The sequence below is a fragment of the Ideonella lacteola genome, assembly GCF_038066555.1.
In the GTDB taxonomy this organism is placed as follows: Bacteria; Pseudomonadota; Gammaproteobacteria; order Burkholderiales; family Burkholderiaceae_C; genus Ideonella; species Ideonella lacteola.
The window spans coordinates 190201-204368 of the sequence record NZ_JBBUTG010000001.1; the positions used below are offsets into that span (position 1 = coordinate 190201).

General features: G+C 67.3%; 11 protein-coding genes and 1 tRNA gene. 4 read left to right on the plus strand and 8 right to left on the minus strand.

Annotated features, from left to right (window positions below):
* Positions 1-10 precede the first annotated feature (10 nt).
* From AACH06_RS00665 to AACH06_RS00680, 4 genes are all read right to left on the minus strand, one after another.
* Positions 11-1426: a DUF1800 domain-containing protein gene (locus AACH06_RS00665; protein ID WP_341423658.1), complete on the minus strand. Its 1416-nt coding sequence runs from the start codon at positions 1424-1426 to the stop codon at positions 11-13.
* 155 nt (positions 1427-1581) lie between these two features.
* Positions 1582-3015 carry a TolC family outer membrane protein gene (locus tag AACH06_RS00670; protein WP_341423659.1) on the minus strand — a complete coding sequence of 478 codons (1434 nt, stop codon included), beginning with the start codon at positions 3013-3015 and terminating at the stop codon, positions 1582-1584.
* Between the two features lie 230 nt (positions 3016-3245).
* Positions 3246-3899 carry a protein-L-isoaspartate O-methyltransferase family protein gene (locus tag AACH06_RS00675; protein WP_341423660.1) on the minus strand — a complete coding sequence of 218 codons (654 nt, stop codon included), beginning with the start codon at positions 3897-3899 and terminating at the stop codon, positions 3246-3248.
* Between the two features lie 57 nt (positions 3900-3956).
* A complete protein-coding gene (locus AACH06_RS00680) occupies positions 3957-4616 on the minus strand; it encodes a TetR/AcrR family transcriptional regulator (protein ID WP_341423661.1) in 660 nt (219 codons plus the stop codon).
* 78 nt (positions 4617-4694) lie between these two features.
* On the opposite strand from AACH06_RS00680, the gene AACH06_RS00685 reads away from it, so the two are divergent.
* Both AACH06_RS00685 and AACH06_RS00690 read left to right on the plus strand, forming a co-directional pair.
* Entirely contained in the window at positions 4695-5270 is a 576-nt protein-coding gene (locus AACH06_RS00685) for a YceB family lipoprotein (protein ID WP_341423662.1), read from the plus strand.
* A gap of 79 nt (positions 5271-5349) precedes the next feature.
* The gene (locus AACH06_RS00690) at positions 5350-6177 is read left to right on the plus strand and encodes an undecaprenyl-diphosphate phosphatase (RefSeq protein ID WP_341423663.1); all 828 of its coding nucleotides are present in this window, start codon (positions 5350-5352) and stop codon (positions 6175-6177) included.
* A gap of 30 nt (positions 6178-6207) precedes the next feature.
* Here the strand turns inward: AACH06_RS00690 and trmB are convergent, their stop codons facing one another.
* Positions 6208-6999, minus strand: coding sequence for a tRNA (guanosine(46)-N7)-methyltransferase TrmB (trmB, locus tag AACH06_RS00695; RefSeq protein WP_341423664.1), 792 nt, complete (start codon positions 6997-6999; stop codon positions 6208-6210).
* Positions 7000-7104: 105 nt separating this feature from the next.
* Here trmB and dacB point away from each other — a divergent pair, with 105 nt between their 5' ends.
* Positions 7105-8628: a D-alanyl-D-alanine carboxypeptidase/D-alanyl-D-alanine endopeptidase gene (gene dacB, locus AACH06_RS00700; RefSeq protein WP_341424212.1), complete on the plus strand. Its 1524-nt coding sequence runs from the start codon at positions 7105-7107 to the stop codon at positions 8626-8628.
* Between the two features lie 8 nt (positions 8629-8636).
* Here dacB and AACH06_RS00705 read toward each other — a convergent pair whose 3' ends face one another.
* Positions 8637-9743, minus strand: a complete 1107-nt coding sequence (locus tag AACH06_RS00705; RefSeq protein ID WP_341423665.1) for an acyltransferase family protein — start codon at positions 9741-9743, stop codon at positions 8637-8639.
* Positions 9744-9826: 83 nt separating this feature from the next.
* Here AACH06_RS00705 and AACH06_RS00710 point away from each other — a divergent pair.
* Positions 9827-9900: transfer RNA gene (locus tag AACH06_RS00710), tRNA-Gly, on the plus strand.
* A gap of 55 nt (positions 9901-9955) precedes the next feature.
* On the opposite strand, the gene AACH06_RS00715 is transcribed toward AACH06_RS00710, so the two are convergent.
* Both AACH06_RS00715 and AACH06_RS00720 read right to left on the minus strand, forming a co-directional pair.
* The gene (locus tag AACH06_RS00715) at positions 9956-11008 is read right to left on the minus strand and encodes an SET domain-containing protein (RefSeq protein WP_341423666.1); all 1053 of its coding nucleotides are present in this window, start codon (positions 11006-11008) and stop codon (positions 9956-9958) included.
* 100 nt (positions 11009-11108) lie between these two features.
* Positions 11109-14138, minus strand: coding sequence for a protein kinase domain-containing protein (locus tag AACH06_RS00720; protein ID WP_341423667.1), 3030 nt, complete (start codon positions 14136-14138; stop codon positions 11109-11111).
* Between the last annotated feature and the right edge of the window lie 30 nt (positions 14139-14168).

Genomic DNA, 14168 nt, shown 5'->3' on the forward strand with positions numbered 1-14168 from the left:
GTGTCCTCGTTCAGCGGCGCTGGAATTCAGGCGCCATCAGCATCAGCACGATGGCCTGGGTGCCATCGGCAGCCCGCTCGATCTGCTGGTAGGTGGTGTCGGTCAACGCGGGGCCGAAGCTGGCCTTGGCCAGGGCGCGGGCGTCGACACGGTCGCCCAGTCGCTCGGCCTGGCGCTGAGCCCACTCGACGCGCTTCCAGATCGCGTCAGGCCCCAGCCATTCCTCGGCACGGTCGGGCCAGCCGGCGGGCGAGGGGGCCGTGTGGGGGCGTTGACCCAGGCTGGCCAACAGCGATTCACGCCCCTTGGCGATGTGACGCTCTGTCAGGCCCAGCACCCGCAAGGAGCTGATCGCGAACTCCTCGGGCGATTTCAGCTTGCGCGGCGCCGGCTCCCACGATTCCGGCGCGTCGATCAAGGTGCGGTAGACGGCTGCCAGATCGCCGCCGGTGTCGGCGAAGGTCTTGGCCAGCTTGTCTACCAATGAGAGAGGGGGATCGTCTGCAGTGAAGTGGCGCGCCAGCTTGGTGGCGATGAAGCGGCCGGTGCTGGGGTGCCGGGCCAGGTCGCGGATCACCATGTCCAACGCTTCGGGGCCTTCGGGGTAGCGCTTGCCCATGATGGTCTTGGGGCCCGGCTCGTGCCATGCCGCGTCGAAGGTGACGGCCTCGTCACCGCGCGGCGGGTCGTAGGCTCGCCAGCCGGTCAACACCGCGGCGAAGGCGGTCACGTCGGCTTGGGTGTAGCCGCCCCACGGGCCGTAGGCACCGCCGCCGCCCGCCACGCCCAGGCTGTGCAACTCCATGATCTCGCGGGCGAGGTTCTCGTTCAGGCCGGTGAGACGCTGTTTGCGCTGCATCTCGCCACCGGCCTTGCGAGATTGGCGTTCGACGGCGCGTGAATTCGGGCCGCTGGAGAAGTTGTTGTCCAGGTAGCGCACCATCGCCGGGTGCAGCGAAGCCTGCCGCAGCAGCGTCTCGAACCGTCCCGCGATGTGCGGTCGGATGGCGTCGCGTTCGAGCGAGCCGGCCAAGCCGCGCACCTGCCCTTTGTAGATGGAGACGGAGAAGTGATTGGCCCAGAAATGCACCAGTCGCTCAGCGAAGGGGCGGCGTGTGGTCAGCGCCGTGGCCAGCCGCGACTCCAGGTCCTCGTTGAGGATGCCCCTCAGAGTGAACCCGCCGGTGCTCAGCGGTGCCGATGCCGCGGCGCTGGTGGCCAGCAGGGCGGCCACGGGCACCTTCTGCTCGGAGTAGGTAGCCAGCGCCTGGAGGGCGGTTGGAAACGGCCCACCGGCCGCAGCGTCGCCCGGGCCGATCTGCTGGCGCAGCCAGGCGGCGGGGTCGTCACCGACGATGTCGAGCTTCGGCTCGCCCAGTCCGAAACGGTGGGCGGCCACGGCGGCACGCAGGGGCGTTGGGTTCATTCAGGCAGGCTCCAGTCACGCGCCTGAGAGCGCGTCTGGATTTATAACGCCCGCCTCATGTCCCGGTGCACCGTGGTGCCGCCGGAGAACGGTAAAGAAGTTTGTCTTGCCGGGTGGGCAGGATGCCTGCCCACTGCGGCGTTAGCTCGGCGCTATCAGGGCGCGAGCAGTGCGTCGGTGGCTTGCAGGTCTTCCGGCTGCAACTGGCCGGACACCTGGCGCAGCTTCAGGCCATTGACGATCACGTCGTACCGCGCCTTTGCCAGGTCGCGTTGCGTGGTGTAGAGCTGGGTCTGCGCGTTCAGCACGTCGAGGTTGACCCGCACACCGACCTTGTAGCCAAGTTGGGTGGCTTCCAGGGCCAGCTTGCTCGACGACTCGGCCGCCTCCAGCGCCTTCACCTGGGCCTGCAGCGATTGCACGCCAAAGAAGGCCTGGCGCGTGCCCTGGCTGACCGCGCGGCGAGCGCCGTCGAGGTCGTTGCGGGCCTTCTCTTCGAGCGACAGGGTTTCCTTGATGCGGTTCTGGACGGCGAAGCCAGCGAAGAGGGGAACGTTGAGCGTCAGGTTCACCGAGGCGGTGGTGGTGTTGCCGTTTCGGCTCTGCGTCAATGTGACCGGCGTGCCTGCGGCCGTCGTGTCACTGGTGCCGTTCGGATTGCTCTTCACATAGTTGGCGCCCAAAGTCAGTGTCGGCAAATGGCCGGCGCGTGCCTTTTCGGTTTCGAGCCGGGCAACTTCCAGCCCCAGTTGAGCCTGCTGAATCGCAGGGCTGCGCGCTTCGGCACCGGTGACCCAATCTTCAACGTTCGCAGGCGCGACCGGCGGCAGCGCGACGGGCAGGGCCAGCGGCTTGGGCGCCGCGTTCTGACGGCCGACGAGTTGGTCGAGGGCCAGCCTTTTGACGCGCAGGTCGTTGTCCGCAGCCAGTTCGTTGGCCACGGACAGGTCGTATCGGGCCTGCGCTTCGCGGGTGTCGGTGATGGTGGCCGTGCCAACCTCGAAGTTCCGCTTGGCGGATGCCAACTGCTCGGAGATCGCCTTCTTGCTGGCCTGGACGGTGTTGAGGGTATCAGTCGCCGCCAGCACGTCGAAGTAGGCCTGTGCCAGACGAACGATCAGGTCCTGCTCGGCCGCTCGCAATTGGGCCTGAGCCACCGCGACTGCGCGTTCAGCCTGTTCAATGGTGATGCCATTGGCCCGGTTGAACAGGTTCTGCTGCGCCGACAGGGCGATCTGATTGGTGGTGCCCTTCGCTTCCGTGGAAGTGCTGCTCCCGCCCACGACTGCGCCGCTCGACTTGACCATCGTCTTGCTCTCCGCAGAGGTCTCTGTGTCGGCGTATGTCGAAGAGGCTTGCAGCCCGACTGTGGGCAGACGCAACGCCCCCGCCTGATCCGCCCGGTACTGCGCCGACTCAGCCTGCGCGCGCGCCCCGAGGTAGGTCGCGTCGTACGAGCGCGCGGCTTCATACAGCTCTCTCAGGCTTTGCGCCTGTGCCGCGCTGGCGGCGAAGCCGAGGGCCAATGCCAGGGCCAGGGGCTTGAACCCGGCAGCGCGGGGCAGGGTCGGGCGGCGCGTCAGCGTCATGGTGCAGTTCCTCTCGGGTCGATGCGTTTATGGTGTCGGTCGGCGGGGCCGTTCAGTGGCCGGCGAACGGTGGCGCCGGCGCGTCGTGTGCGCCGGCGAGTTTGTACGCGAGGCCGCAGCCCGTCTGCAGCAGGAATGCGACGACTTGCGCGCTACGCAGGCCGTGATGACAAAAACCGGCGACGGGCTGCGAACGGCGGGCGTGGCGGCTCGTCGGTGTCATGCAGCGCTCAGAAGTGGAAGCGGGTCGGCTCGGCGAAGCCGTCCAGCCGGGGTGCGATGGTGTCGAACAAGACCACCTTGCTGAACGAGCCGCTGGGCTGCCGGGTGTAGAGCGTGGCCTGCATGATGGGCTCAGAGCCTTCGATGGCGATCAGCCGGCCGCCCGGCTTCAGTTGTGCCAGCAGCGCTTCGGGCACGGTGGCCACCGAGCCAGACAGCATGATGGCGTCGAACGGGCCCGAGCCAGGCAGGCCCTCGCGGCCGTCGGCTTCGCGTACCTGGACGTGGGCCAAGCCGGCGCGTCGCAGGTTATCGGCGGCCATCTTGGCCAGCGCGGGGCGATTCTCCAGCGTGATCACGTCGCGTGCACGGTGGCCGAGCAGGGCGGCCATGAAGCCTGAGCCCGCACCGATTTCCAGCACGGACTCGTGACGCTGGACCTTCAACTCCTGCAGCATGCGGGCCTCCAGCTTGGGCGACAACATCGCCTGGCCCTCAGGCAGCGGCACTTCGGTGTCGATGAAGGCGAGCGCACGGTGGGCTGGTGGCACGAAATCTTCGCGTTTGACCACCGCCAACAACTGCAGCACAGCAGAATCCAGCACCTCCCAGGGGCGGATCTGCTGTTCGATCATGTTGAAACGGGCTTGTTCGATGTTCATGACGGCCTCGGAGAATGGTTCCGCAACGTGCGGTGCGGTTCGGGACAACCCTTCATTCTAGAGAACGGGTTTGCCGTCTGAGCGCGGCGCGCGCAGGCCGTTGAGGATCAAGTCCAGATGCTGGCGGATGAATTCAGACGGATTGCCCATGTGGGAATCGGAAAAGCCGCAGGCCCCCATCGAGTGCTTGTGCAGGCAGAGCATTACCATGGGCAGCACGATCGAGTGCACCACGCCGTCGATGTCCACCGCTCGGAACTCACCGCGGTCGATGCCACGCTGAACCAAGCCGCCAATCAACCGGTGGCCAGGCTCGATCACTTCGCGAAGGTAGAACTCACCGATGTCAGGGAAGTTGCGCACCTCGGTCATCACCAGCTTGAAGATGGCGGAGCTCGGGCTGTTGTAGACATTCACCCACCAGTCGGTCATCAATTCGACCAGCAACTGGCCCGTGGGGCCGTCTTCCTGCGCCAGGCGCTCGGCGCCGCGGGCGATATCGGCGAGCAGGGTGTCGCGGATCACTGCCTTGAGCAGCTCTTCCTTGCTGGGAAAGTACAGGTACAGCGTGCCTTTGGAGACCCCCGCCCGTGCCGCCACTTCTTCGGATTTGGTCGCCGCGAAGCCTTTCTCGACGAACAGCGCCATGGCCGCTTCGAGCAGCTCGCTCGGTCGGGCGTCTTTTCGGCGTTGGCGGGGTGAGGCGGGGTCGGACATGAAGGTTAATGACTGACTGGTCAGTAATATTAACAGCCCGTCGCGGGCCGTCAAGCCTGACGCGGGTACGCTTGCGCCATGGATGCCAACCTTTCCCGCAGGCGTGCCGCGGCTGCCGTGTTCCGATGGTCGACGATCGGAGGCTGGGCGGCGCTCGCCGGTTGCAGCGGCTTGATCGGCCCACCTCGCATCGCGTACACCGAATCAGAGCTGAATCAGATGCTGCAGCGTCGGTTCCCGCTGCGAAAGCGCGTCGGCGAGCTGCTGGAGCTGAGCCTGGCCAACCCTCGGCTGTCATTGCGGCCGGGCGCGGGTCGTTTGGCCACCGAGTTCGATTTGCTGGCCGAAGAGCGCCTGCTGGGGCATCGGTGGAGGGGGCAGATCGCGCTCGAATACGGCCTGCGTCTGGAGCGAAGCGACCACAGCCTGAGGTTGGACAGCCCGTGGGTGACGCGCCTGGTGCTGGACAACAAGTCCGGCAACCCGCAGATCGAGCGCATGGGCGCCTTGGCGATGGAGCAGGTGCTGAACGACTTGGTGGTGGTGAAGATGAAGCCGGAGCAGGTCGAGCGGCTGGCGCAGGCCGGCTATGAGCTGGGCGACGTGAAGATCGGGCCGAACGGCGTGGAGATCAGCACCCGCGCTCGTTCTTGACGGGGCCGGTCGCTGGGGTTCGGCGCCTGCCCCCGGCTATCATCCGGCGCTTTGCTTGCTGCTGAAGAGAGCCTGACCCGTGGACCCCATTGTGTTGATCAAGGCTGCCGTGATGGGCCTGGTCGAAGGCCTGACCGAGTTCCTGCCCATCTCTTCGACCGGGCACCTGATCCTCGCGGGCGCCTTGCTGGACTTTGCCGACGCGAAGGCCAAGGTGTTCGAGATCGCCATCCAGAGCGGGGCGATCCTCGCCGTGGTGCTGGTCTACTGGGCTCGCCTGGCCGGCGCCGTGATCCACCTGCCCACCAGCGATGGCGCGCGCCGCTTCGTGCTCAATGTGCTGATCGGCTTCCTGCCGGCTGCGGTGATCGGCTTGCTGGCCTACAAGCACATCAAGACTTACCTGTTCAACGCACCGGTGGTTGCTTCGTCGTTCATCATCGGCGGCTTCATCATCCTGTGGGCCGAGCGGCGGCAGCGGGATCATGAACCGCGCATCGCCCATGCGGACACCATGACCGCGATGGACGCGCTGAAGGTGGGCTTCGTGCAATGCCTGGGGATGATCCCGGGCACCAGTCGCTCAGGCGCCACCATCATCGGCGGGATGCTGCTGGGCCTCTCGCGCCGCGCGGCCACCGATTTCAGCTTTTTTCTCGCCATCCCCACGCTCGTTGGCGCCAGCGTCTACAGCCTGTGGAAAGAGCGCGCCTTGCTGTCAGTGGCCGACTGGCCGATGTTCGCCACCGGCTTCATCGTCTCGTTCCTGTCGGCCTGGGTGTGCGTGCAATGGCTGCTGCGCTACATCGCCACGCACCGCTTCACGGTGTTTGCGTGGTATCGCATCGCCTTTGGTGGCGTCGTTCTGCTCACCCACTTCATGGGGTGGGTGAAGTGGGTCGATTGAGGCGCCCCGGCGGGGCGATGTGGCGCCGCCTCAGCGGCGTGTGAAAACAAGATCCCACACACCGTGGCCGAGCTTCAGGCCACGGTTCTCGAACTTCGTCAGCGGGCGGTAGGCGGGTTTCGGCGCATAGCCCTCGGCCGTATTGACCAGCGCAGGTTCGGCGCTCAGCACTTCGAGCATTTGCTCGGCATAAGGTTGCCAATCGGTGGCGCAATGCAAGTAGCCGCCTGGTGACAACCGGGTGACCAGCTTGTTGACGAAGCTGGGCTGGATCAGGCGCCGCTTGTTGTGCTTCTTCTTGTGCCACGGATCCGGGAAGAAGATGTGCACGCCGGCCAGCATGCCGGGCGGCACCATGTGCTCCAGCACCTCCACCGCGTCGTGCTGAATGATGCGCAGGTTGGCCAGCCCGTTCTCGCCGATGAGTTTGAGCAGCGAGCCCACGCCCGGCGTGTGCACCTCGACACCGATGAAGTCGGTGTCGGGCCGGCCTGCAGCGATCTCGGCGGTGGCGGCGCCCATGCCGAATCCGATCTCCAGCACCAGCGGCGCCTGCCGCCCGAAGACGGCGCCCGGGTCCAGCGGCGCCGCCTGATACGGCAGCACGAACTTGGGCCCCAGGGTCTCCAGGGCGCGCTGCTGGCCCGTGCCCATTCGCCCGGCGCGCAGCACGAAACTGCGAATCGTTCGCCGGCGGCCATCGTCAGTTGCATCCTCGACGTGGCGGGCGACAGGCTCGGCAGACGAAGCGCTGGATGGCGAGGCCGACGGATCGGCGGGCGAGTCAGCCGCATCGGGCCGACCAGACGTGGGATGGGTCATCGTGAAAGCAGGGCGGCTCCGAAAAGAGCCCGCCGCATGAACTGAGCCTCAGGCACCGTGTTTTTCCGGGCGCTGGCGACCAGCGCGCCGGTAGATGCTTGGCGGATGTGGTGGGATGACCGGAATTGTGCCCGAGCGTCCACGTGGCCCGGGCGGCGACGTGGATTGCGCCTGGGCGCCGGGCTGGTGCTGGGCGCCGGACTGCCCTGGGCGTTCGCCAGCACTCGCCCCGCGCCCGGTGCGCCGGCATTAGCCCGGCCAAGCGTCGGCGAGTCGCTCCTGCGGGGCTGCGGCCTGCCCGGTGCCAACGTGGGCGCCTATGCCCGTGCGCTCGACAGCGACACGCCGCTCGTGTCGCTGAACCCCGAGAAGCCGTTCCAGTTGGCCTCGACCACCAAGCTCGTCACCGCCATGGCGGCCCTCGATCTGCTGGGGCCGCACTTCCGCTGGCGGACGATGGCGTTCACGCGTGGCACCCTGCTGCGAGGCCGCCTGCTGGGTGACCTCTGGATCGTGGGCGGGGGCAACGCCTATTTGCGTACGCAGGATCTGCAGGTGTGGATGGCCGAGTGGCGCAAGCTCGGCCTGCGCGAAATCATCGGCGACATCGTGCTCGATCGGTTCGCCTTCCAACTGACCGAGCACGACCACGAGAACACTCCCGTGCCTGCCGCCGACCGGCCGCACCACATGTGGCCGGATGCCCTCACGCTGGACGAGGGCCGGTTGAAGGTGCGGTTGAACCCCAGCCGCGATGGCCGGCCGGAAGTGCAGTTGGAGCCGCCACTGGCCGGCGTGCGCATCGAGCCATCGCGCCTGGGGGGCAGTGGCTGCACCGCGTGGGCGCAGTGGAGCGACACCCCGCGAGACGCCGAACCACTCATCCGTGTGCAAGGCAGCCTGGGGCCGCGTTGCGGCAGCCGCGAGTGGGTGCTGGCGCCGCTGCCGCACGCCGAGTTCACCACCCGAGCCATCGCCGGCTTGTGGCGCCAAAGCGGCGGCCAGTTGCACGGCCGGGTCATCGACAAGTCGCACCCGGATCGCCGATCGCTGATTCCCGAAGGCGCCGATGGCGAGCCTCAACTGCCGTTTGCCACGCACATCTCGCCGCCCTTGCCGCAATTGCTGCGCGAGATCAACAAGACGAGCGACAACCTCGCTGCGCGAAACCTCATGCTGGCTTTGTCGCGCGGGTTTCCGCATCGGCCGGCCACCCTGCCCGCCGCGCAAGCGCGCATGCGCGAGTGGTTGACGAAACAGGGCCTGGGCCCGGGCGACATCGAGATCGAAAACGGCTCGGGCTTGTCGCGCGCCGAGAAGGCCAAGCCACGCGCTTTCGTCGATCTGCTCGCGAAAGCCTGGCATGCCCGCCAGGCCGCGGCCCTGATCGATTCATTGCCGGTGGCCGGCGTGGATGGCACGCTCGAACACCGCATGACCCGCGGCGCCGCCACAGGCCAGGCCCACTTGAAGACAGGCACCTTGCTGGACACGCGGGCACTGGCGGGCTACGTGAAGGCGCGCAGCGGCAAGGTGTATGCCGTGACAGCACTTGTGAACCACCCTGAGGCGGCCCGGGCCACGCCATCGCTCGATGCGTTCATCGAGTGGCTGGCGCGCGCCAACTGAACTTGCGGTCAGGCCGTCGGTGGCGATGCCGGATCGATAGTGGGGCGGCGCCGATCCGGCGAGCGAAACCGTTCCTTGAGGCCCAGCAACGGCCGCTCGAAGAACCTGAAACTCAAGCCTGCGGCCAGCACGCTCAGCAACAATCCCAGCAGGAACAGAGCGCCAGGCGCGTCTATACCCGCTTTGGCCAGCAGCCTGTGGGCGCCTTCCAGCGCCGGCTTGTGCAGCAGGTAGACGCCATAGCTGACCGTGCCCACATAGGCCAGCGGCCGCCACTGCAGCGCCCGCACCACCAGATGCCCGGGCTGCAGCACGACGCCCGCGATCAGCAGCGTCACCAGCACATGAAACCCCAACCGGGGTGCTCCGCGAAGATCACCAGGCCAGTTGATCCACATCAGCGTGACAGCCACCAAGGCCCAGAGCATCGGCGCTGTCAAGCAGCGTTTCAGCCAGGCGCCGGCACGCTTGTCGCGCAAGCCGAACGCCATCAACACCCCGAGCACGATGGGCGTGAACGTGGCCTGCAGGATGTCGCGCGACTCATACGGCATGCCGGCCGTGCGCAGCCACCCATCGAGCACGCCAAAGTTGACGACCTGGTTCAACACCAGAAACGCCAGCAGCCACGGCACCGCCCGCCCGCCCAGCCAGACGAGCAGGGGCGGCCACACCAGATAGAACTGCTCTTCGGTCGACAGCGACCAGGTGATGGCCATCAGCGAATCGGGCTGCACCCAGTTGCTCACGTAGGTGGCGTGGTAGGGCAGGGCTTGAAAGAAGTCAGCCGCCAAGGTGGACTGTGGTGCCCGCAGGAAGTACAGCGACAAAAGCGCCAGCAGGGCGTAGTACAGCGGGAAGATGCGCAAGGCGCGGCGAACGTAGAAGTTCCACAACGAGATCTGGCCGTAGCGCTCACGCTCTTGCAGCAGCAGCGTGGTGATCAGCCAGCCGCTGAGCGCGAAGAACAGGTCCACGCCCAGGAAGCCGTTCGCGGACGCAGGCAACCAAGCGATGCCGGGATGAGCGTGGTGCCACACCACAGCGATCACGGCGATGGCGCGAAGGCCATCCAGGCCGGGGATGTGGTGGACGGCCGAGGTGGGAGGGCGCATCGAACAAAAAGTCAGGCCTTCTCGGCGGGACCTCGATTTTCGCCCGCGCCGGCCCGATTCCACCGGTTAGAATGCGCGCCGCTGCGGGTGTAGTTCAATGGTAGAACGGCAGCTTCCCAAGCTTCATACGAGGGTTCGATTCCCTTCACCCGCTCCAAGTTGACTGAGACATTGCCGGCCTCGCGCCGGCTTTGTCTTTGGTGGCGCTGCCTTCAGCGAGCCACCGCCAGCTCATAGTTGAAGCGCATTTCGGCACCGGCTTCAATGGGCACCGTGGTGAACGCAGCCGGAATGCCGATGTGCCAGCCGTGTTCGAGCCGGGCTGGGTAAAGCACGCGTTTGACGTTGAAGCCTTCGGCCGGGTGGCCGCTCGGTTGCCCGTGGGCGTCGTACTCGAAGGTGGTGTTCATCATCGACAACGGGCCCTCGCCATTCACCGCGATGCGGTGGGCGCCAGCGGTGTGGCCCGCCACGCTCGCCGATGACAAATCCGCCGCACCGCTGCGCAGCGCCATGAGGTAGCGATCGTCGGTGAGGATGAACTGGTCGACTTCGTCCATCAGCTGCCCCCCATAGACGCCGATGCAGGTGTCCGCCGCGAGGGGGGTTCGGGCGAAAAGGCCGCGCTGGCCCTCGAGTGCGCGCTCGTTCGGGTGCTGCAGGTCGGCGGCGGTCAGGATCCGGACCTGAAGCTGGTCGAGATAGAGCGCGGTGCGCTGCGTGGCACTGGCAGCCACGTCCAGCCAGGGTGACATCGCCTCACGGGGATAGCGGCGGCCGGTGGCATCGGGCAGGCTCCAGTCGGCCACCTCGATCACTTGCAGCGGACCATGGTCGGCGTCGCGAAAGGGCGGCTCGCCGCACAGGGCATCGGCATACTCTCGCCGCTGTACGCGCCATTGGTGTCGGTGGCGGAACTCGTTCAGGCGCGCCAGCCAATGCGCGGTGCCGAGGCTGACGAGCCTGACGCGATGGTGCGCGAGGGCCAATGGCTCCAACTCGGCCACATGGCCGTTCCTGGGCGCTGAAGCGGCGCATCGCTGCGGGCTGTTGGCCGTGGCCGTGAGGTCCGCCAGCATCAGCGACAGCACATGGTCTTGCCCGGCAAGGAACGCGTTCATGCGACGGCGGCGCCACCTCGCGGCATCTTCGCCCGCCTGCTCGTCGGCCAGCAGCACATGGTCCAGTGCCGAAGGCAGGGCGGCGCATTGGGCCTCGGCGTCGGGATGAACGCGGATCAGGTCGACAAAGGCTTCGCAGATCATGGACTATGGGGTCGCAGGGCGGGTGTGCCCACCTTAAGCCGGTGCATCCGCGCCGAGGCGCCGATGCGAAGCCGCCACCGATCGGGCGAAGCCTGGCGCGTCAGAGAGGCCGCACAGGCCCGAGGCTGCTGGCCGCGGTCTCCAGAGCCAGCGTCAGGATGGAGAGGGTGCGTTGATGGTGCTCGGCCACCTCTCCGTGGTGGTCGATGATGGCGCGGGCTTTGCGGGCTGACTCGTTCGCCTCGGCCCACCGGTTCAGCTGCAACAGCGCAAAGCCCCGACCCACCCACAGCGGGATGTTGTCCAGGCTGTCGCGGTCCACGCCGCCGGTATCGAGCGTCACGGCGCGGTCGAAGTGCACCAAGGCCTCTTCAGGACGCTCGCGCTTCACATCCACCAGGCCCATCAAGACCTCCGCCCGGCGCTGCGCGGATTGGAAGAGCGCCGGGTGAGGGTTGGTGTTGATGTTCGACAGCAGCAAGTCGCCCGCGACACGGGCCGCGTCCAGGCGGCCCTGGGCATAGGACAGTTCCATCTCGAGCAGGCTGCGCTCCAGCGCTTCCTGCCCGAGCGGGGGGGCTGTCACGCCGGCGGGTTCGTCGAACTGGTTGTTCGCCTCGTCGAACGCCGCGCGGGCCTGGCTCAGCTGGCCCTGATCGATGAGGCTGTGCACGGCCAGATAGCGCAGCTTGCGGGCGATGAGCACGCGATCGCTGCCCACCCGAGCCGCGAGTGCGAGACCTTCGTCGATCTTCGCCTTGGCGGCCTCGTGGCGGCCCTGCTCGACCAGCAGCGCGGCGTGCGCCGCCAGGGAGTGCACCCGGATGGTGTCACCCACCTCGGCGCCGCGCTCCTGCTCGAGCGTCTGCATGCGAGACAGCCAGAGCTGCGCGTCGGCCAGCCGGCCGCGAGAGATCTCGGCAGCGACCAGGTGCGTGAACAGCAGCACCAGCGGCTTCACCGTGTCTGGCCGCCGGCTGATGGTGAGCACGTCCACTTCGTTGGACATCAGCTTGACCGCCTCCGCCGGCTGGGATGCGCGCAGATACAGCCCGCCGAGGGTCGAGGTGAGGTAGGCCGGCCACTCGGTGTCGGCCCCGTAGGTGGCGACCACCGCATCGCGGACCATGGTGCCATCGTCGAGCGCGCCGCGCAGGTCGCCTTGTTGAGCGCGCGCGATGCAGCGGATCTGCATCGCATTCAATCGTGTGATGTTGTCGACGGGGCCGAGCGCGAGCGTCTGCTCCACCAGCCGCAAGGCGGCGTCCGGCTGATGGGCCCGATTGAAATCTTCGGCCTGCACCAGCAGGGCTTGGCCAAGCTCGGATTTGTCTGGGGTATCGGCCAAAAGCTCGGTGGCGTGCTGCAGGCGGCGTCGGGCCTGCGCACGATCAGAGACGATCAGCAGGCGTGCATGCGCCGTTTCCAGGCGCCCGCGACGCCAGCGGTCTTCCGGCGTCGAGGTGCCGAGCTTGTCGAGGATCGTCTCGGCTTCCCGAAAGGCCGCCATCGATTCGGCATCGGTCGGGACCGACCACGATCGCCCGAAGGCGATCAACGCTTCGACCAGGTCATGCGGGTCTTCATGCGCCCGCTCTCGGGCCAGCACCACCCACTTGCGCGAAACCTCGCGCACCTCGGTGTTCAGCACCAGCTGCTCGTACATGCGCGCCAGCGAGCCATAGATGCGGGCTTTCACCCGCGGCGCGTCCTTGAGTGAAGCGTCGATGCGGCGGGAGCCCAGGTCGAGCAATTCGCGCACGGTGCGTTCGCCGGGGCGGTGGGCCGATTCGAGGTCGATTTCCTCGGCATTGAAGAGGTCCTGCATGAAGCTGAGTGCCGCTTCGGCGGTGCGTTCATGCTCACGGGCCTTCACGGCCGCGTTCCAGGCCAGCACAAGCCCGGCGCCCAGGCCGATCACCACGGCTGCCGCCGAGCCGGCGAACACCCGGTAGCGGTAGAGGAATCGCCGCACGCGGCGGATGCGGCTGTCGGCGCGCGAAACCACCGGCTCGCCCGCCAGAAAGCGCCTCAGATCGTCCGCAAAGGCCTTGGCCGTGGCGAAGCGCTGCGCCAGTGGGCGCTGCAGCGCGGTCAGCGCCACGACATCGAGATCCCCGCGCAGCCGCCGCCGCAGTTGCCGCAAGGCCTGACGTGGCCGCTCGATCCCCGGCGCCACGCTGACCACGGCGCTGGGCGGCAACACGTCGGCGTTCAGGATGGCGTCTTCGATGGCCGCGCGGGTGGATCGGTTGACCGAATAGGGCCGCTGCCCGCAGATGAGTTCATAGAAGAGCACGCCCAGCGCATAGACGTCGCTCTGCGCGGTGACGGGCGAACCGCCGATCTGCTCGGGTGAGGCGTAGGCCGGCGTCCATCCGGCCACGCCCAGCTGGGTGAGTGCCACCGCGTCGGGGTCGTCCAGCAGCTTGGCGATGCCGAAGTCCAGCAGGTGCGCCATGCCGTCGCTGGACACCAGGATGTTCGCGGGCTTCAGATCGCGGTGCACCACCTGGTGCTCGTGGGCGTAGTGCACCGCATCCAGCACCTGCAAGAACAGCTCGATGCGCTGTTCCAGGCTCAGTGCATGCGCGGTGCAGTAGGTGGTGATGGGCAGGCCATCCACCAGCTCCAGGGCAAAGTAGGGCTGCCCTTGGGCTGACACGCCGGCATCGTAGAGGTGGGCGATGTGTGGGTGGTTGAACGAGGCCAGGATGTCGCGCTCGCGGGCGAACCGGTGCAGCGCATTCGTGCTCGCGAGCCATGGGTGAGGCAGCTTGAGCGCGACTCGGCGCGTCACCGCGCCATCGATGCGGGTGGCGCTCCACACCACGCCCATCCCGCCGCGGCCCAACTCGACATCGAGCCGATACGGGCCGACCACGTCGCCCGCCTGCAGCGTCGTCAGGGGCTGCACGTCGGGCATCAAGTCGAGCACCGGCACGCCCAGGAAACTGTCGTCGGCGCAGGCCTCAGGCGCTTCGCACAGACGTTGCAGGGATTCGCGCACGGGGGGATCGAGGTGCCGCTGCTGTTCCAACCAGCAGCGCCGCGCCGCGCCGTCGAGCGCGCACGCCTCATCCCACAGGCGCGACACCTGGGCCATCTGCGGAGCGGTCAGCGACACCATGGGGCGACCCATCCGGAGGGGTGAAGGGTG

What these genes read in the sequence shown, in the direction of transcription:
- AACH06_RS00715 (WP_341423666.1), bottom strand. Translation starts at nt 11,008, where the DNA reads ATGATCTGCGAAGCCTTTGTCGACCTGATCCGCGTTCATCCCGACGCC.
- AACH06_RS00705 (WP_341423665.1), bottom strand. Translation starts at nt 9,743, where the DNA reads ATGCGCCCTCCCACCTCGGCCGTCCACCACATCCCCGGCCTGGATGGC.
- AACH06_RS00720 (WP_341423667.1), bottom strand. Translation starts at nt 14,138, where the DNA reads ATGGTGTCGCTGACCGCTCCGCAGATGGCCCAGGTGTCGCGCCTGTGG.
- AACH06_RS00670 (WP_341423659.1), bottom strand. Translation starts at nt 3,015, where the DNA reads ATGACGCTGACGCGCCGCCCGACCCTGCCCCGCGCTGCCGGGTTCAAG.
- trmB (WP_341423664.1), bottom strand. Translation starts at nt 6,999, where the DNA reads ATGACCCATCCCACGTCTGGTCGGCCCGATGCGGCTGACTCGCCCGCC.
- dacB (WP_341424212.1), top strand. Translation starts at nt 7,105, where the DNA reads ATGTGGTGGGATGACCGGAATTGTGCCCGAGCGTCCACGTGGCCCGGG.
- AACH06_RS00680 (WP_341423661.1), bottom strand. Translation starts at nt 4,616, where the DNA reads ATGTCCGACCCCGCCTCACCCCGCCAACGCCGAAAAGACGCCCGACCG.
- AACH06_RS00675 (WP_341423660.1), bottom strand. Translation starts at nt 3,899, where the DNA reads ATGAACATCGAACAAGCCCGTTTCAACATGATCGAACAGCAGATCCGC.
- AACH06_RS00685 (WP_341423662.1), top strand. Translation starts at nt 4,695, where the DNA reads ATGGATGCCAACCTTTCCCGCAGGCGTGCCGCGGCTGCCGTGTTCCGA.
- AACH06_RS00665 (WP_341423658.1), bottom strand. Translation starts at nt 1,426, where the DNA reads ATGAACCCAACGCCCCTGCGTGCCGCCGTGGCCGCCCACCGTTTCGGA.